General features: G+C 68.8%; 12 protein-coding genes and 1 pseudogene. 2 read left to right on the plus strand and 11 right to left on the minus strand.

The features are described from left to right. Nucleotides 1–126: 126 nt before the first annotated feature. The 4 genes from ACIRFH_RS23665 to ACIRFH_RS23680 form a co-directional block, all read right to left on the minus strand. Nucleotides 127–1008 carry a hypothetical protein gene (locus tag ACIRFH_RS23665; protein WP_403524162.1) on the minus strand — a complete coding sequence of 294 codons (882 nt, stop codon included), beginning with the start codon at nt 1006–1008 and terminating at the stop codon, nt 127–129. A gap of 188 nt (nt 1009–1196) precedes the next feature. Continuing rightward, nucleotides 1197–4982, minus strand: coding sequence for an RHS repeat-associated core domain-containing protein (locus tag ACIRFH_RS23670; RefSeq protein ID WP_403524164.1), 3786 nt, complete (start codon nt 4980–4982; stop codon nt 1197–1199). Between the two features lie 50 nt (nt 4983–5032). Next, a complete protein-coding gene (locus ACIRFH_RS23675) occupies nt 5033–5932 on the minus strand; it encodes a hypothetical protein (RefSeq protein WP_403524167.1) in 900 nt (299 codons plus the stop codon). Nucleotides 5933–6258: 326 nt separating this feature from the next. Continuing rightward, the gene (locus ACIRFH_RS23680) at nt 6259–7467 is read right to left on the minus strand and encodes a pyridoxal phosphate-dependent aminotransferase (RefSeq protein ID WP_403524170.1); all 1209 of its coding nucleotides are present in this window, start codon (nt 7465–7467) and stop codon (nt 6259–6261) included. Nucleotides 7468–7554: 87 nt separating this feature from the next. Here ACIRFH_RS23680 and ACIRFH_RS23685 point away from each other — a divergent pair, with 87 nt between their 5' ends. Beyond that, nucleotides 7555–8196, plus strand: a complete 642-nt coding sequence (locus ACIRFH_RS23685; protein WP_403524173.1) for a winged helix-turn-helix transcriptional regulator — start codon at nt 7555–7557, stop codon at nt 8194–8196. Nucleotides 8197–8268: 72 nt separating this feature from the next. Here the strand turns inward: ACIRFH_RS23685 and ACIRFH_RS23690 are convergent, their stop codons facing one another. Together ACIRFH_RS23690 and ACIRFH_RS23695 are read right to left on the minus strand one after the other, a co-directional pair. After that, nucleotides 8269–9078, minus strand: a complete 810-nt coding sequence (locus ACIRFH_RS23690) for a hypothetical protein (protein WP_403524176.1) — start codon at nt 9076–9078, stop codon at nt 8269–8271. After that, complete coding sequence (locus tag ACIRFH_RS23695) at nt 9078–10343, minus strand: vWA domain-containing protein (RefSeq protein WP_403524179.1); 1266 nt, start codon at nt 10341–10343, stop codon at nt 9078–9080. Before ACIRFH_RS23695 ends, ACIRFH_RS23690 begins: the two co-directional genes overlap by 1 nt. A 372-nt stretch (nt 10344–10715) precedes the next feature. On the opposite strand from ACIRFH_RS23695, the gene ACIRFH_RS23700 reads away from it, so the two are divergent. Continuing rightward, entirely contained in the window at nt 10716–12284 is a 1569-nt protein-coding gene (locus ACIRFH_RS23700) for an ISL3 family transposase (protein ID WP_403524181.1), read from the plus strand. 311 nt (nt 12285–12595) lie between these two features. Here ACIRFH_RS23700 and ACIRFH_RS23705 read toward each other — a convergent pair. The 5 genes and pseudogenes from ACIRFH_RS23705 to ACIRFH_RS23725 form a co-directional block, all read right to left on the minus strand. Beyond that, nucleotides 12596–13315, minus strand: a pseudogene (locus ACIRFH_RS23705) (transposase family protein). A 142-nt stretch (nt 13316–13457) separates the two neighbouring features. After that, nucleotides 13458–14030, minus strand: a complete 573-nt coding sequence (locus ACIRFH_RS23710) for an SUKH-4 family immunity protein (RefSeq protein WP_403524184.1) — start codon at nt 14028–14030, stop codon at nt 13458–13460. Between the two features lie 17 nt (nt 14031–14047). Then, entirely contained in the window at nt 14048–15586 is a 1539-nt protein-coding gene (locus tag ACIRFH_RS23715; RefSeq protein WP_403524187.1) for a nucleic acid/nucleotide deaminase domain-containing protein, read from the minus strand. A 246-nt stretch (nt 15587–15832) separates the two neighbouring features. Beyond that, on the minus strand, nt 15833–17518 hold the full coding sequence (locus tag ACIRFH_RS23720) for a WD40 repeat domain-containing protein (protein WP_403524190.1): 1686 nt from the start codon (nt 17516–17518) through the stop codon (nt 15833–15835). Further along, nucleotides 17515–18393 carry an SUKH-4 family immunity protein gene (locus tag ACIRFH_RS23725; protein ID WP_403524193.1) on the minus strand — a complete coding sequence of 293 codons (879 nt, stop codon included), beginning with the start codon at nt 18391–18393 and terminating at the stop codon, nt 17515–17517. Before ACIRFH_RS23725 ends, ACIRFH_RS23720 begins: the two co-directional genes overlap by 4 nt. Nucleotides 18394–18603: the final 210 nt, after the last annotated feature.

Consider the following 18603-nt stretch of genomic DNA (forward strand, 5'->3'; position numbering starts at 1 on the left):
GGGTGAACCGGCCCGGGGGACCGGGTCGGGGACCGGCGCGGTGGTCGTCATCGCGGAGGTGTCCGGGCGGTACGGGGCGTAGGCCGGGACTCCCAGCGTTCACCGCGAGCTTCGTCGCCGCAGGTGTCACTGGCTGACGAGGCCGAGCGGGTGGTGCGGGTCGCGGGGGCAGACGGCGACGGTCAGCCGGCCGCGGCCCGGGGAGACCTCGGTGGGACCGTTGGCCCACATGGTGTCTGTGTCGTGCTGATCCTCCATGGGAATCCAACTGGTGGTACTGGGATCCCACTCACGTTCGTCAGCCGTCAGAAGCGGGGCGAGTTCCGCTCCGCAGTCGGAGCAGATCAGCGGTCGCGGACCAGTGAGGTTCCAGGCGATGTATCCGCCGACCTTCCAGCCGGGAGCCGTGGACAAGTCGGAGATGTATCGGTCGCCTTCGTCGTCAGGACCTGCCCACGCCATGATGCGGTCCTGCAGGTTGGGGTCCAGGGCCATCAGGTAAGGATGCTCGACGATCTCCTCGGGGTGGAGCACGCAAGGGTTAGGGACGAGTTCTTCGCGGCCGACGACCTCAGGGGCCGGGTTTTCGGCCAACGGTGTGTCGACGTCCTCGGCCCACCGCCATCGCAGGTGCACATACGGTTCATGGCGAGTGTGACCATGCCGTTCGAAGCCGCACCAGAACACCTGGAGCAGATCGCCCGTCCCTGCATCGGGCAGGCCGGGGACGTCACGGCGATATAGCTGGGCCACGGCAAGCAGGGGAATGGGGTCCGTGTCGGTGAGGTGCGGCGCGTGTCGGCCTCGCTTGAACCCGGCCAATTCCTCGCGCTCCTCGGCGTTCGGCCCGGATCGTGGATCGCGCCGCCAGGCATGTTCCAGAATCTCCCGCTCGCGCAGCACGTCGGAGTAGCGGTAACCGCTGCCTCGCTTATGCGGAATCGTGCAGACGGGCCAAGGCTCGGTAGACGGCCACAGGAACGGACCCCCGACAGAACTGTCATGCATCGTGGGAGTTCCACGCCGCGGGTGCAGTCGGGTTGCGGTCCGGCGCATAGCGGCCAACTCGGGAAAGACCGCTTCGACATCGGTGGGGCGGGGTGGGGTGGTACGTGGCATGAGCCAAGGCTCCCAGGACTCGGTTGGCGGTTCGGGCGGGGATGCGGGGCCGGGGACTGGGTGTGGACTTTACTTGTTCAGGGGCTCCAGCCGGGTATGGCGGTGCGTACTCCAGCGGCGGGATTGTCGAGCCAGCCGGTCAGCTCGAATCCCTGGTTACCGTAAGCCGAATATTCGAGACGGATGGGGATGGGGTTGTTCCCCTCGTAGATCGGAGTGATGTCGTACTGGACGATTTCTCCCCTCTTCTTCACGGCCTTGTAGATCTCGCCCTCGACGAGGTCACGCTGGTACGGGGAATTGGTGGGGTCCTGGGTCTGGGTCACCAGGTTGTGCTTGGCGTTGTGCTTCTTGCCCGCGCCGCCGAGGCGGTCGGCGAGGAGATGACCGCGGGCCTCGTTGAACGCGGTCCCATGGCCGCGCCAGCCAGGTGGTGTGGTCCCTCCCGCCGGGGTGCCCGACTTCAGCATCTCCGGGCGGATGCAGGCGGAGACGCCGGTCGGGCGGCCGAGGTGATCCAGCGGCTTGTACCGGATGCTGCCGCCCCGTCCGTTGCTGCCCTGGGTCCACTCGTAGTGCTCCTTGCGGCATGGAGCGAGGCCGACGGGGTCGTAGAGGTCCAAGGGGTTGTGGACATAGGCGACAGGATTGGGTGCGGGCGCCAGCCCCAGCGGGTCGGGGCTGACGTACCGGGCGGTCTCCGGGTCGTAGTACCGGAAGTAGTTGTAGTGGAGGCCGGTCTCGGGGTCGGCGTACTGGCCGGGGTGGCGCAGTGGGGTGTGGGCGGTGGCGTCCGGGTTGACGGCTGTGGTGCCCCAGACCGTCGTGCGGGTGTGCCAGGCGACCGTCCCGGCCTCGTCGACGAGTTCGGTGGGGGTGCCGACCAGGTCGGAGACGATGGCGAAGAAGCGGGAGTCGACCTCCCGGTCGGACAGCGGCTTGCGCTCGTACTGGACCAGCGGCCGGAAGCCGTCGTGTTCCCAGGTGAGCGTGGTGCCGGTGGCGGTCGTCGTCTGCTCGGCCAAACGGGTGCCGTCCCAGGTGAAGCGAGTCTCGTCGACGACGGACCCGAACTCGTCCAGGCGGTACTTGGCGGTGCGTCGGCCCAGCGGGTCGTACCGGTAGTGCCAGGCGGCACCGTCCGGTGTGGTGCAGGAGAGGAGGCGGTTCTCGGCGTCCCATGCGTAGCGCCACACATCGGGCTTGCGGGACAGCCGCTTCTTGACGCGCTCGACCAGGCGTCCGGCATCGTCGTAGCGGTAGTGGGTGTTTCCGGCGCGCAGGACGCGGGTGCCGGTGTAGTCACGTTCGCCGCGGGCGGCGGGATCGGCGGCGCGGTCCGGCCAGTCGGCGGCGAGCTGGTTGCCCGAGGCGTCGTAGGCGTACGTCTCCGGTCCGGCGGGACCTGTGGCGCGCAGCGGCCGGCCGACCGGATCGAGAGTGTAGGTGGTGCCGCTTCCGGTGACTTCTTCGCGGACGGCGGTGAGATGGCTGTCGGCCCGGTAGGCATAAGTACGGGCGCGGATCCGGTGGCCCGGCCGGGCGGTGAGGCTCTGGTGAGTGAGCCGGCCCACCGCGTCCCAGTCCGATGTGAGGCGAAGGCTCCCGCTGACGACGCGTTCGGTCTCGCGGCCGAGGAAGTCGTGGCCGAAGGTCAGGATGTGCCGGCCGTCGACGGTGAGGGCGGTGCGGTTGCCCACCTCGTCCCAGCCCAGCTCGGTCCGGGCGCCGGTGGGTGTGGTGCGCGAGATCCGCCGGCCGGCCGGGTCGTGGCCGAGGCGAAGGGTGGCTCCGTCAACGGTCTGGGACAGCAGGCGCCCCGCCACGTCGTAGGAGAACTCCAGGGAGCGCTGCGGGCTTTCGGCCGCTGTCAGGCGGGACGCGGCGTCGTAGGAGAATGAGATGCGCGTGGACCCCACAGTCTTGGCGACGAGCCGGCCGTTCACGTCGAACTGGAAACCGACCTCCTCCCCGGCCGCGTTGGTCCGTGTGACGAGCTGCCCGGCGGCGTCGTAGGAGCACCGGCTGGTGCGGCCGTCGAAGTCGGTCTCGGCGATCACCCTGCCGACGGGATCGAATTCGTAAGTCCACGCGAGTCCGCCCGGGTTGACGACCTGGACGAGGCGCTGCTCCGTGTCATGGACGAAGACGTGCGTGTGGCCGTCCGGCGTCGTCCGCGAGGACAACAGATCGAACGGCCCGAACGTGCAGCTGGTGACACCACCGAGCAGGTCGGTGTGGCGGACGCAGTTGCCTTCGCCGTCCCATTCCCACATCTCGCGGCGGCCGTCAGCGGCGATACGCGCGCGGAGCCTGCCCTCGGCGTCCCATTCGAGTCGGCTGCTCCGGCCCAGTGCGTCGGTCAGTTCGACGGGTCGGCCGAAGGAGTCCCGACGGCACACGGTGCGGGCGCCGCGGGCGTCCTCCACACCTACTGGGAGCCCGGCTGTGTCGGCTTCCAGACGAAGAACCGCTCCGAGCGGGTCGGTGATGCTCGCCAAAGCGCCGGTGGAGTGGTGGGTGAAGCGGTAGACGGCGCCGTCCGGGCCGATGACCGCGGTGCGGTTGCCTCGCGCGTCGTACTCCTGACGGGTCCGGGCGCCGTCCGGCCCAGTGAGGGAGACCGGCAGATGCAGGGCGTTGTAGGTGATGCGGGTGACGGTCCCGTCGGGGGCGGTGACGGAGACCAGGTCACCGGCCTTGTCCCATTCCCAGCGGATGGTGCGCCCGAGCGCGTCGGTGTGGGACACCAGGTGGTCGTTGCGGTCCCACTGCTGGGTGGTGGTGTGGCCGAGTGGGTCGGTGATCGCGATGACCTGGCCGTGGCGGTTGGCGCGGTAGACCGTGGCATGACCGATGGAGTCGGTGTAGGTGACGGTGCTGGTGCCGTCGTCCTGCGGGTCGCCGTACGTCACCCGGGAGTTGAGGATGCCGTCGGTCCCGTGGGTCTCGATCACCCGACTGTAGGCGTCATACGTGTAGGAGAACTCGGTACCGTTGGAGTCCTGCCAGCCGGTAATGCGGTGGGCATCGTCATATGCGAAGCGCGTCGCGGCGCCGACCGCGTTGCGTATCTCGGTCAGGTCGTCGGCCTCGTCGTAACGAAAGGAACGTACTCGCACCGGCTCGTCCCCGGCCTGCACCGACAACCCGGTGACGCGGCCCCGTACGGAATCGACCCGGACCCGGTAGCCGCCGCTGTGGGCGACGGTGAGCGGCACGTCGTGTTCGTCGCGTTCCACGGTGACGGCGTTGCCGTTGCGGTCCTCGACACCGACCAGCCACCACACACCGTCATGCGACGTCGCAGGCTCGAAGTGACGTACGAGTCCGCTGTGGGGATCCTGCACCGTCAGGGCGTAGCTGCTGCCCCGTGTCACATAGGTGAGCGGCAGCCGCATACCTTCGGCAGGGGCGACCCGGTCACCGGGCAGGTCGGGAAGACGGGGGTAGGCGAGGGCCGAGCCGTCCTGCCGATACCACCAGAAGCCGCCCAACGCGTCGTCTCTCTCGATGCGTTCGTCGAGTGACGAGGCCCACGACGGCCCGAAGGAACGCCCTGCGGTGTAGCCGGACAGATGGGTGCGGCGCAGCGTCAACGGCAGGACGCCGGGCAGGTCCACATCGGTCTGCGCGAGGATCATTTGGCCGCTGGCCATGTCGATCGGGTCGCCGCACGTCTCCTTGCCCTCCAACGCACGGGCCTGACGGGACAGCTCCGTCGAGTCGATCTTCAGCCCCGCGTCCGGTTTGCGTCCGGATGTGAGAGTGCCGCCGCGCTCCGAACCGCCTTCGGTGTCACCCGCGCTGACGCGGACGTTCCTGGCCCGGTTGCCGACGTCGATGTCAGTGTGCTTGTGCAACCGGGAAGCGGCTTTCACCCGGTCCGGCACGGTCTCGGTGACATGCTTGGTTATCCTGCCGAACGCCTTCTCCGAGCCCTTGAGCGCGCCGTGCAGCACACTGTCGAACGCCTCAGTGAACGGATCGCGGCCCTTGCTCCGCCCGAATGCCTCCCTGGCTCGCGACAGCGGCGACGAGGCGGCCAAGTGCAGCTCACCGCCGTGCCGCGAGACCCTGCCCGCGCCGTCCTCGAACTCGAAGTGGTCGATCCGCGTGGCCTTCTGGGGGCCGTCGGTCCCGCTGCTGCCGGAACCACCGCCGGCCGAGGCGAGCTGCATCCCACTGTGTCCGCCATGCCCCCGGCACCGTCACCGCCTCCCTCTTCGGGCGGCAGCGAGAACGCCCCCTCGGCCAGGTCGAGGGCCATGTCCTCGACCATCGCCTCCAGCTTCGCGTTGACCGGCTCGGTGACCTTGGTCAAAACCTCCTCGACGATCCGGTCGACGGCCTCGTCGATGATCCGCTTGGCCACTTGGCGCATCGCCGCGATCTCGGCCGCGCCGAGCACCGCGGACAGACCGCCGGTCATGAAGGAAAGACCGAGGGACAGCCCCACCGACCCGGCCATGATGGCGAGTTCGGCCTCGGCCTTCCTCTTCATGCCGAAGACGATGTCTGCGAGGACGTCGCAGGCGTCGGCGAACAGCCGTGCCAGTTCCGGCAGTTTCTCCAGGTGGCCGGACTTCACATGGGACCAGTGCTTCTCCAGCGCGCCGACGGTCCAGCCCTCGGAGGAGGACAGGATCCGGGAGACCACCTTGTGGGCGTCACCTCCATGACCTTCGAACGTCTCCGCGAAGTCCCGCATGGCTTCAGCCATGTCGCGGTAATCGTCCTCGTCGACGTTCGGAAACTTGATCCCGATGAAGTCCAGGACCTCGTCCAGCCAATCCGGGATCGTGTACCCCATGCCTGCAGCCCCCGTTGACCTGTGCGTGGTTGCCTCGTACGTCTTCGCGGCAATCGAACTCGTGTTTCTGGCGAGACTCTAATAGGGGGAAGTGGCACCTGTGAAAACGACATAGTTCCTGGTGCTGAGCCACTCATGCCATCGGCCCACCAATACGTTCGAAGGAGGCATGAAGCGCGTCGGCGGGGAGTCCGGTCGCGGCCTGCTGCTCGTCGAGGCGTTGGCTGACCACTGGGATGACGTGGAGAGACCCGTATGCCGAGACTGTGTGGTGCGAGATCGCCCTCAGGGGACGACTCGGCCCTCCTTGGCACTGAACGCGGCGGTCACTGCCGGTACCCGCTCAGGAACCGGCCGATCCGGCCGATCGCCGCCTCCAGGTCGTCCGCGTACGGGAGGGTCAGGATGCGGAAGTGGTCGGGGGAGGGCCAGTTGAAGCCGGTGCCCTGGACGACCTGGATCTTCTCGCGCAGGAGCAGGTCGAGGACGAACTTCTCGTCGTCGTGGATCCGGTGGACCTTCGGGTCGATGCGCGGGAAGGCGTACAGCGCGCCCTTGGGTTTGACGCAGGAGACGCCGGGGATCTCGTTCAGCTTCTCCCAGGCCACGTCGCGCTGTTCGCGCAGCCGGCCGCCCGGGGCGGTCAGTTCGCGGATGGACTGGCGGCCGCCGAGCGCGGCCTGGATGGCGTACTGGGCGGGCGCGTTGGCGCACAGGCGCATGGAGGCCAGCATGGTCAGGCCCTCCAGATAGTCGCGCGCGTGCTGCTTGGGGCCCGTGACGACCAGCCAGCCGGAGCGGAAGCCCGCCACCCGGTACGTCTTGGACAGGCCGCAGAAGGTGAGGACGACGAGGTCGGGGGCGAGGGACGCGGCCGCGTGGTGGACGGCGTCGTCGTACAGGATCTGGTCGTAGATCTCGTCGGCGAAGACCATCAGGCCGTGGCGGCGGGCGAGGTCGAGGATGCCCTCGATGACCTCCTTCGGGTACACCGCGCCGGTGGGGTTGTTCGGGTTGATGATGACGACCGCCTTGGTGCGGTCGGTGATCTTCGACTCCATGTCGGCCAGGTCGGGGTACCACTCCGCCTGCTCGTCGCAGAGGTAGTGGACCGCCTTGCCGCCGGCGAGGGTCGTCACCGCCGTCCACAGGGGGAAGTCGGGGGCGGGGATCAGGACCTCGTCGCGGTCCTCCAGCAGGGCCTGTACGGCCATGGAGACCAGCTCGGAGACGCCGTTGCCGAGGAAGACGTCGTCCACGCCGACCTCCAGGCCGAGGGCCTGGTAGCGCTGGGCGACGGCGCGGCGGGCGGAGAGGACGCCGCGCGAGTCGGTGTAGCCGTGCGCCTGCGGCAGCATCCGGATCATGTCCTGGAGGATCTCCTCCGGCGCCTCGAAACCGAAGGCGGCCGGGTTGCCGGTGTTCAGGCGCAGCACACTGTGCCCCGCCGCCTCCAGCGCGTCGGCCTGCTCGATCACCGGGCCGCGGATCTCGTAACAGACCTCGCTGAGCTTGTTCGACTGCCGGAACTCCATGCGCCGCTTCCCCTCCGCCAACTGGTGTTGCTTGGTTTTACCAAGTGGGAGCTTGGAAAGTCCAACAACCTGTCTAGACTGCGTCGCATGTCACCTCGCCGAAGCTACGACCAGTACTGTTCCGCCGCCCGCGCGCTCGACGCCGTCGGCGACCGCTGGACCCTGCTGATCGTCCGGGAGCTCCTCGCCGGACCGCGGCGCTACACCGACCTGCACGCCGACCTGCCCGGCGTCAGCACGGACGTCCTGGCCTCGCGGCTGAAGGACATGGAGCGTGAGGGGCTGACGACCCGGCGCCGGCTGCCGCCGCCCGGAGCGGCGTACGTCTACGAACTCACCGGGCGCGGGCGCGCGTTGCTGCCGGTGCTGGAGGCGCTGGGGGCGTGGGGTGCCGGGGAGCTGGGGGAGCGGCGGCCCACGGACGCGGTGCGGGCGCACTGGTTCGCGCTGCCCCTGCTGCGGGCCCTGCGGGCGGCGGGCGCGGCGGAGGGGGTCGTCGAAGTCCGGCTGGAGGAGGGCGATTTCCACCTGTTCGCCGGTGCGGAGGACGGCCCGGTGTACGGCGACGGTCCCGCGCCCGGAGAGCCCGACGCCCGGCTGGTACTGGACGCCGGCACCTGCGCGGCCCTCAGTCGGGGGGAGTTGGATCTGCGGGACGCGGTGCGGGACGGGCGTGTCGAGGTGACCGGCGACGGCACGGCGGCCAAGGCGCTCGGCGAGGCCGCCTGAAACGGCGGGAGGCCCGCTCCCCCCTGGAATCCCCAGGTAGGGACGGGCCTCCCGGCCGGGACGCACCGGGGCTCAGGCGCCCGGCGGCACCCGTGACGGGCGTCCGGAGCCGCGTGTCAGCGCGTATCCGCCGATGCCCGCCAGCGCGGCCAGCACCGCGCCGATCCCGGTCCACACCCACCGGTCGGACCACCAGCCCGACGACCAGCCGTCCTCGGGCTCGATCGCGGACAGCACGGCGTCGCGGTCCGAGTCCGAACCGCCCTCGTCCTTGCCGGACTTCATCGCGATGCCCGGCACCAGCGGCTCGGCCAGCGAGCCGTCGACGGCGGCCGCTCCGCCCATGTCCTTGGAGTCGACCTGGATCTCGGCGCCGACCGGCACGCCGAGGTCGGACGTCGGCAGGTTCACCGCCGTCAGCCGGACGTAGTACGTGCCCGGCAGCGGGTCGTTGGCCCACGGCTCGGACCAGGCGCGGACCGTGCGCAGCACGCACGTCAGCTCCACGGAGGGCGTGCCCGGGGCCGCCGTGCGGGTCTGGGCGCCCCACTGGCAGGCCTGTCGGCGGCGCAGGCCGTCGTACACGTCGATCCGCCAGGTCTGGGCGGCGTGCGTCTCGGGCAGCTTCACCGTGGTCTTCACGGTCGGCCGCTGTTCGGCGTCCGCGGGGAACGACCAGTACAGGTAGTCGCCCGCGGAGGCGTTCGCGGTGGCCCGCTGTCCCTGCTCGATCTCCGTCGCCGTACGGAAGGACGTGCCCGCCGCGGTCGGCGCACCGCCCTTTTGGGACGGGCTCGCCGACGGCGAGGAGTCGGCCGCCGCGGGGGCCGCGGCGAGGCCGAGCAGCAGTACGGCGGTGCTCAACGCTCGGGTGATACGCATCAGTTGGTCCTCCAGACCGCGAACCGCCAGCGCGACAGCCAGCCCCACAGCAGGCCGGCGAGGAAACCGACGAGCACCAGCACGCCCAGCAGCCACCAGCCGCGGCCGAGACCGAACGCGGCCACGTCGTCGGCCTGGTTCGGGCCGTCCACGATGTCGACCGTCAGCTCCAGCGGCAGACCGGGGGTGGTCTTCACGCCGGGCGCGACGGAGAAGGAGTTGGTGACCTGGAGGCACACGGTCTCGGCCGGGGCGTCCTCCTCGTCGCTCTCCGCCTTCGGGTAGCGCAGACCGGTCGAGACCACGTCCGTACGGCCGTTGTCCGCCGCCTCGCCGCGCACGATCTCCCGGCCGTGCACCGTGACCGCCCGCAGCAGCACGCTGTAGGACGGGTTCACGGCCCGGTCGGCGGAGACGCTGACGGAGGCGCGCAGCTCGTGGCCCGGCTCCACGTCCACCCGGTACCAGCGCTGCTTGCCGAACTCCTCGCGGTCGGTGTACAGGCCCGACTTCAGCGTCGGCGCCTTCGCGCACGCGTCCGCGCCGTCGACGGCGACCGGCGTCACCACCGGGTCGGCCGCGCGGTCCACCAACTGGTTCACCTTGTCGGTGAGTTCGTCGGTGTGCTCCACGGACGTGTAGGTGCCGCCGGTGGCCTCGGCGATGCAGCTGAGCTGCTGGCGCATCTTGGTGTTGGGGACCAGGCCGAGGGTGTCGATGGTCAGCCCGATGCCCTTGGCGGCGATCTCGCGGGCCACCTCGCACGGGTCGAGCGGGGCGCAGGTGTCCTCGCCGTCGCTGATCAGCACGATCCGCTTGGAACCGTTCCCGCCGTCGAGGTCGTCGGCCGCTTTGAGCAGCGCGGGGCCGATCGGCGTCCAGCCGGTGGGCGACAGGGTCGCCACCGCCGTCTTGGCCTCGGTGCGGTTCAGCGGGCCCACCGGGTAGAGCTGCGCGGTGTCCTTGCAGCCCGTCTTGCGGTCGTCACCGGGGTAGTCGGCGCCCAGTGTCCGGATGCCCAGTTGCACCTCCTCGGGCGTCGCGTCGAGCACCTCGTTGAACGCCTGCTTCGCCGCGGCCATCCGCGTGCCGCCGTCGATGTCCCGGGTGCGCATCGACCCGCTGACGTCGAGCACGAGGTCGACCTTCGGCGCGTCCTCGCCCGTGGGTTCACCGGCGGCAGCACCGGCCGGCAGGGCGATCCCGGCCGTCAGTGCGGCGAGCAGGGCGCAGGCGCCCACCGCCAGCCGTGTTCTTGTGATCATCGGCGGATCTTATTGATCAAAGGTGTCCGGCTCCAAAACGACGGACGGCGGTCGCCGGCCGCTCGACGGACGCGCCGTCAGGCCGTACCGCCGTCCTCCGCGGCCGACGTGAACAGCCCTGCCTGAGGAGCCCGGTGGTGGGCGGCGGCCGTGAACCCGTCGGTGATCCTCCCGTCGGCCACCCTCGCCCCCGCCCCGGCCGGTGGCACCGCGGCCACCCCGCCGATCGCCCTCCCCTCGGCCGGCGCACCGACGGCGGTTCTGGATCACTTTCCGTGCCGGGGCCACGGAGGGTCACCGAAACCGCGATCACGAACGGCTGTGGGTGATGTCCTCCTCCAGGACCTGTGGCTCCACCAGGTCGAAGGTGTCATGATTGAAGACGTCGTTCCTGACGGCGAGTTGGTGGCCGTGCGAGCCCGCGCGGCGGCGGAGCGGGTCGTGTGTCCGGCGTGCGGGACACAGTCGTCCCGGGTGCACAGCCGATACGTACGTCGGCTCGCCGACAACGCGGTCGGTGGCCGCCCAGTACTGATCGGGTTACAGGTGCGGCGCTTTTGCTGCGGTCAAAGTCCTTGCAGCCAGGCGGCGTTCGCCGAGCAGGTCGACGGACTGACCGTCCGGCACGGCAGACGCAGCGCCAGGCTGCAGAGGGTGCTGGAGCACGTGGCGGTGATGCTGGCCGGCCGCCCCGGCGCCCGCTTGTCCCACGTCCTGACGGCCGGGGTGAGCAGGTCGACGCTGCTGCGGTTGATCCGCCGCCTGCCTGAGCCCCAGACCTCGACACCGCGGGTGCTCGGGGTGGACGACTTCGCGCTCCGCAAGGGCCACGACTACGGCACGATCCTGATCGACATCGAAACCCATCAGCCCATCGGCCTGCTGCCGGACCGGACGACGTCGACGGTCGCCCGGTGGCTCGCCGATCATCCCGGCGTCGAGGTGATCTGCAGAGACCGCTCCACGGCCCGTGCCGAGGCCGGACGGCTCGGCGCCCCGGACGCCACCCACGTCGCGGACCGGTGGCACATCTGGTCGAACCTGGCCGAGGCCGTCGAGAAGACGGTCGTCCAGCATCGAGCTTTGCTGCGGGAACCGCACGACCCCGCCGCCACCAGGGTCGCCACAGAGATGGTGAACGCGAACCTCGAACCGTCCCCTCCCACCGGGCCGCGGACAACCGGCCGGCTCTCCGACCGGGTCCGGGAACAGCACGCGGCCGTCCACGCCCCCCTCGACCAGGGCGTCGGACTGCGCGCGATCGCCCGCCGGCTCGATCTGGCCCGCAACACGGTCCGCCGCTTCGCAGGCGCCGCGGACCCGGACGAGCTCCTGGTCGGCCGGTGGACCGGTCGCACCGGCATCCTTGACCCCTACAAGCCCCACCTCCACCAGCGGTGGGCCGAGGGCTGCACCGTCGCCCGCCGCCTGTTCGAGGAAGTCCGCGAGCGTGGCTACCCTGGCGGTGAGAGCGTCGTGAAGAAGTACGTGGCCAAGCTCCGCGAGAACTTCCCTCACGACCCACCCCGCAAAGCACCGTCCGTGCGGGACGTGACCGGCCGGCTCACCCGCCACCCCGACCGCCTCACCGACGACCAGGCCCAGCAGCTCAAGGACATCCTGGCCCGCTGCCCCGCCTTGGACCGCACAGCCCACCACGTCCGCGCATTCGCCGAGTTGATGAACGACCGCCAGGGCAGACACCTCGACCAGTGGATCACCGGCGTCCAGGCCGATGACCTGCCCGCCCTGCACACCTTCGTCACCGGCCTCGGCCAGGACCTCGACGCCGTCGTCGCCGGCCTCAGCCTCCGCTACAGCTCCGGCGCCGTCGAAGGCCACAACAACAAGATCAAGTTGCTGAAGCGGCAGATGTTCGGCCGAGCCAACTTCGACCTGCTCCGCGAACGCGTCCTCCTCGCCGCGCGAAGCCGTTCATGATCGCGGTTTCGGTGACCCTCCGTGGCCCCGGCACGGAAAGTGATCCAGAACCATGAACGGTTCCGGCGGGAGTGTCAGGTTGAGCTGGTACGGCGCGTGCGAGGGGTGGACTTGGGTGTCGGCGAGGGCTTGCAGGTGCGGCAGGTCTTCGGGGACCGCGTACGGTGCGTGTCTGGTCGTGCGGGTCCACGGAGTGAGCACCTGATCCCCCGCTATCCGCGTCGTCATGGCATGCAAGCCTACGAGCACCCTGCGAGCGGACCGTTACCGTGTCAGCCAGCCATCGGCGCAGGGAGCCCTTCCCATCTTGATCAGGTGGCGAGTTCGAGGGCAACGACGGCAGGGACAGCGGCAGTGATCCCGGTGGTGCTGCAGCGGAGTTTCCGCAGGAGCCGCCAAGACTCGAGGATGGCCATGGCGCATTCGCCGAGGCTGCGGATCTTGGCGTGATCGCGATTGTGGCGTCGGCGCCAGCCGCGCAGGTGCTTGCCACGGATCGGGAAACGGATCGCAGGGCCGGCGCTCTGGTGCGCCTTCGGCCCGGCACTTGATGTCGTCTGCGGCGAGGGCGGCGAGTATGCCGTGGCTCCCGGCAGTGCGTCCGAGGCCCAGATCAGGCGTCCGGCGGCATCGGCGAGGACTTGCCCGTTCATCCCGTGGTGCTTCTTCTCCCGGAGTGGTACGGCTGGTCGGCGGCGACGCGGTCGATAGGTAGCACGGTGCCGTCGAGGATCACGTACGCCTTTTTCCGGACGGTCGCTATGGCCTGCTCCAGCGTGGGCGCGAGGGTGGCCAGCAGGTCGACGACCTCGCATATGTAGTGGTAGGCCGTGGCGATCCGAGCGGAAGCCCGCGGCAAGGCGAGCGTAGGTGTTGCCGCAGCGCAGGCGGGCCAGGACGAGCAGGGCCTGCCGGCCGCAGGCCAGGCGACGCCAGCGTGAACCGATCCGACGACGGTGACCTGCGAGAAGACCGGAGAGATGCCCCAGAGTGCGGCTGGACAGATCTATGCCGGACGGGTAGACAAGCACGCGAGACGAAAGCTCCTGGCGGACTGGTGATTTTGGCCATGAGCCCGTCCTTCAGGAGCCTTCTTCATGCCCGCCGCCGGGGCTGCCAGCCTAACCGCCCGTGAGGTCTAGAAGAGATCCACTGTCGCCGCCGGTCTCCCGATCAGCCCCACATTCCAAAGCCGATTTCCTCGAAGAGTCTGCTCCATTCGCTGTCTTCATCGGCGAAAGGAGTTTCGTCAACCTCGGAGATCTGCTGTCTGATACGGTCCACGACACGAGCGCGTTCACCTTCTTCGTCCACCGGGAGCCCCTTGTACTCTCTCTTTCCCTGTTCCAGAGCGATGAGGGAATGAACGAGTGAGGAAAGGTCCGCGTGCATGGCGGTATAATTCTCTTCCCCTTCGGGGAAGGAGTAGATCCGCCCGTCGCTCGGGTCAATGGCGATCGTTGCGTAGTTGAAGACTCCCAGGATCTCCCACCCTTCGGATTCGGGCGGGCATTCGGCACCGTCTGCCTCGAACGCGGCCTTCAGCGTCGGCCTGTCGTCGATCCTTTCCAGGGAGTCGTCCTCGAGGTCGAAGCGGCAGGAGAAGAACGAACTCTCAGGCAGGCCGACATCTGACAGGAATTGCGCCGCCTCGCTCTGCATGTGACTGCCGGCAGAGCGAGGGAAGTACGTGACGCAGGTAAGGCCGAAGCTGTCGACTACCTGGCGTGGGGTGATGTTGATCAACAATTCCGTGACTCCTGCTAAGGGTGCCCTTGTTTCTTGTGTGCGCGTTCCAGGTCCCTCATGTAGTCGCGGTGCTCCTTGTCCCTACCGCCACTTCTGTCTGTCTGGTCATATTTGTTGGCATACTCTACCTCCAGTTTGGGATTCTTGGATTTAAAGTACTCATCAAGCCATTGATCGCACTTCGGGGACAGTTGGCACGGTTCTCTCTCAGTGTATATCTTGTTTATTCTATGCGCTTCGCCGTGTCGAAGGACCGGATACCCTATAAGGCGCTCGGAGTGTGGGCCTTCACTGTCGCCTACGAGGATGATGGGTTTCTTGCTGCCGGTGGGTAGGTACTCGGCAGCTGCAAAGTTGGTACCGCCGTAGTCCTTCTTGGCGAAGCGGGCTACCTCCGTGGCGTGCGACAGGGGGGTGCTGCCTGGGCTGATTTTCGTGGAACTTACCTTTGGACCTTTGCGTCCCTTGGGTATCGGATACGGGTTATTCCGCTTGGGAGCGCGCCATATGGTGCCATCCGTCTCGAGTATGTTCCATATGCCAGATTTATCTGTTTTTGAGACGCTGCTCACGGTGCCGTCCGGCATCAACTGCTGTACGGATCCGTCGGCGTTGAGCAGGTACATCGGCACATTGCCGCTGTCGCACGCGTCGATGTCCTTCTTGGTCTTCTCGTCCCGCTCCTTGTGTTCCTTCTTGCCCTTGTCGATCGCCCCACCGTGCTTCTCCAGCACGTCGACCGTCTCGTCGGCCTTCTTGTCGACGGCGTCCTCGCACTTGTCCATGACGGTGGCGAGCTTGTGGAAGCGGCTGTCCTTCTTGACGGAGGAGCGGCGTTTGGCTCCGCCGGTCTTGTGGGCGCCCTTCTTCTTGTCGAAGTTCTCGCGGGTCGTCCCGTAGTCGCCGGTGGCACGGTCGAACTCGTCGAATTCGATGACCAGGTCCTGGGCCATGTCCGAGCCGCCGGCTGTGTAGCGGGAGAGGTCTTCATCGTCGGCGTCGAGGCGGTCGGTGAAGACGTCCTCGATCTTGGCGAGGATCTTGGTCTCGATCCGGTCCGTGACGATCGCGGTGATCCGCTCGACCGCGTAGTCGATGGCCTCGTGCAGGGCGACGCGGCAGGCGGCGATCGCGGCGGCACTGAGGAGGCCGCTGAGTCCGGCGGTGAAGAACATGCCGATGATGCCGGCGGTCGCGCTGGCGGCGGTGGCCGTGAGTTCGGCGATGCAGGCGACTTTGCAGCCCTCGATGAGGCCGGCGCAGTCGTCGAGGGCGTCACCCAGGTCATCCAGCGCCTTGGCGAAAGTGGACAGGTCCTTGGTGGTGAGCTTGCCCCAGCGGCGGTCCAGCGCGTCGACCGTCTTGCCCTTGCTGCGGCCGCCGACTATGTGCGAGCAGGCCTTGTTGCCCTCGGCTATGACGTCCCGTATGCCCTCGGCAAGATTGCGGTAGTCCTTGGCGGTATCGCGTACCTCGTCCTCGTCGATGTTCGGCCACTGCACACCGACCAGGTCGAGGACCTCGACAAGATCATCGGGCAGCTTCTTGCCCACGTGTCACATCCCCCCCATGATCAACCTCCCCTCACCTTCACGATCGGACACGTGTACGTCAAGCGGAAGAGTTCTCGTCCGCCACCTTGTTGACGGCCCATCACAGAACCCACATCTCTTCCCACATCGCATGCCGGTGATGATCCGTTCGAAGGCTGCCTTCTCCCCGCCCTCCGGGTACGCAAAGGGCAGGGAGCCGCCCTTCGGAAGCTGACTCTGCGGAATGACTTCGTGCCGACGGCCCCGTCATGCCGGGCGGAGGCACGTCAGCAACTCGTCCGTGCCGACCAGCAGTTCCCCGGTATGCGTCAACGCCAACGCGTTGACCGGCTGTCCGGGGTGAAAGGTGCGCCGCTCAGTGGTGTCCAAGCGCCGGTGCTCGACAAGGCCGTCCGCCCAGGCGATCGACAGGGTCGGACCGGCAGCCGTCATTCGCGCTGCCAACGCGCGCACTGCAGACACGCGCTCCGCCACCGGCACGTCCATCGGCTTGCTGTCGGGGCACCACACGCGCACCCGCCCGTCCGCACCCCCGCTGTACACCAGGCTGATCTCCGGCCCCGATTCGGCCACCGGGACGTCCGCCACTGCCAGGGCTGTGACCGGCCCCTCGTGCAGGTGCTCGGTTGGCATCGCCCGGCCGGGGTCGGCGAGGAGTGCGACATGCACCCTTCCCATGTGATCCGCCAAGGCCACCGCGCGCTCGGAAGCCGCGAGAGCGGTGATCTGTGTGCGTGTCATGGCTGCCGACAGGGTCTCCATCGCCCGCACCCCGGCGCCAGGGCCGTCGTCGAGGAGTGCTGCCAAACCGGAGGGGCGAGGTGCGGTCGGTGCTTGGTGAGTGTGCAAGCGTCCATCGCCGTCGAGCACCACCACCGTTCCGTCCGGCAGACAGGCCAGGCCGAGGGCGTCGGGCGCGAGGCCGGGCAGCCGGCCGCCCGGGACAGCGTCGGAGCACGACATGGACCGGAGAGTGCCCTGGTGGTCCGCCACCAGCAGTTGCTCCGGGGGCGGCCCCGATATGACCGTGAGCGCCATGGCCGGCCCAGGCCACGGCGGTGTCACGTCCCCGCGTACTCGGGACCAGACCAAGCGCCATGAGGCCCCGGTCGCGAGCCGCTCAAGTGCGGGGCCCAGGCGTGGATCGGCTCCGTCACCGAGGGCGGCCAGCAGAACCAGGGCACGGTCGGCCGGTCCCTGATCACGCAAGAGCGATTGCCCTGCTCGCAGCCACGCTCGCCTCAGCCCGCCTCGTGGTTCCGTGTCCGTTTCATAGGCCGTCGTCACCTGGTCCGGGTCGGCCGCGCAGACCTCAACGGGATCGTCCAGGTCCGGGGAGGCGTCATCTGTCTCCTTCGGACTCGATGCCATCGACTCGTGTCGCGCGGGGTGAACCGCTCGCCACGCCTCGGCGCGGGCCAGGTCCGTCCACCGAGGGTCGTCGAGGTCCATCTCCGCCGGGGCGAGCGCCTTCAGCACCGGTATGGCCCCATGGCCGGTCCGCATCTCCACCAAGACCCGCACGTGCTCCAAGCCGGCCAACGCGCCGACCAGGTCGGCCAGGGCGTACGGGTCGGTGGACGAGTGGAGGTCCGGCAGGACGAGCACCGTGCACCGCCGGTCGGCCGACAGCCCGGCGAGCAGTTCTTCCGGCGCCCGTGCCACCACCCCGAGTTGATCGGCCAGGTTCCACAAAGCCGTCCGTACGCCCTGCCCTGCCAGTGGGACGAAGCCGTGTACCCGGCGCTCCGGTGCCGTACCGGGACGGGTTCCGTGTGCCGCCAGCCACGCCAGCAACTGCGACTTCCCGCAGTTCTCGCTACCGGTCACCAGGCACAGACGGGGTGCCGCCGGGTCGGCCAGCCAGCCGAGCAGCGCCGCACCCGCCGGTTCGCGGCCCGCAGCGGGACGGGCCCAGGTGTCGGCGGTCAACGGCGGGCCGCCTGCTGAGCGGTGTAGGTGATCAGCTCCTTCAAGCCCTGCTCCCGGGAGTCGGCGTCCTCACCGTAGTCGAAGCTGTGCGTGAACTCCGCCTGGGGGCAGGCCTGTTGCAGCCACACCGCACAGTAATGTCCTGGCATCATGCACGGCTGCAGCTCGCAGTACACCCGCCGGACGCGGTCCGCCGGGACTCCCTCCGACTCCAGACGCTGCCGGATGATCTCCTCGGGGTGGAGGCGCCCCGGCCCGGTGGCCTCCGTGACGATCTGCTTCTTCCCGGCCTCGTCGACGTACTCGAAGGCGGCCGAGAAGGGGAAATTGAGGGTGTGCCGTACGTCGTCCAGGACACGCGGCCACCAGTTCTCCCGTCCCGTGAAAGCCGAGGGATCGATGGTGCGTAGTTCCTCGTTCAGCTCCCCGAAGGCCACCGCCGCCTCCTGCAGATGCGGCGCGGCGGCGATGACGGGCAGGGCGCGGTCCAGAGCCACGAGGCAGGCGAGCAAGGAGGGGAGGTCGGTGGCGACGAACATGTCGGCCGCCTCCGCGGCGAGGAACACCGCCTGCACAGCACCATCCGGGCGCACGCAGAGTTGTGCCAGCCGGTCGTGGCCGATGCGTGCCCAGCCCTCCGTTCCGGTCGGCACCTCCTCCGCACCGTTGTGTCGCGCGTAGGTCCCCAGCGGCACGGCGTCCGTCTCCTCCGCCGCGCGGAAGTACGGAGCGACGTGGATCGGAACGCCGGTCTCGGTCAGCGGTCCGCGCGCATCCTCGGGAAGCCGCAGGCCATGGGCGCCGGTGAGGGAGAAGCGGCGCATCCCGGCGGCGCCGAAGTGGGCGACGGCCTGGTCAGGTGAGGGGACGGACATGGATGAACCTCACGGCACAGTTCGAACGAGCGGTCGCCCTCACCTTAGGGCTTGCCGAAGAACAACATGTGGGCAGGCGGTGTGCTGAGGGGGGACTGGATCAACACCTTGCACGCGTTCAAGCCGCATATGAAGCCGCCCGCCTGTGCCGGCGGCCACCAGGAACCGCCTGCGCCCCGGCGGACCCGCGGGGCGACCAGGAGTGGGAGC

The organism is Streptomyces sp. NPDC093586 (assembly GCF_044764905.1).
GTDB lineage: Bacteria > Actinomycetota > Actinomycetes > Streptomycetales > Streptomycetaceae > Streptomyces.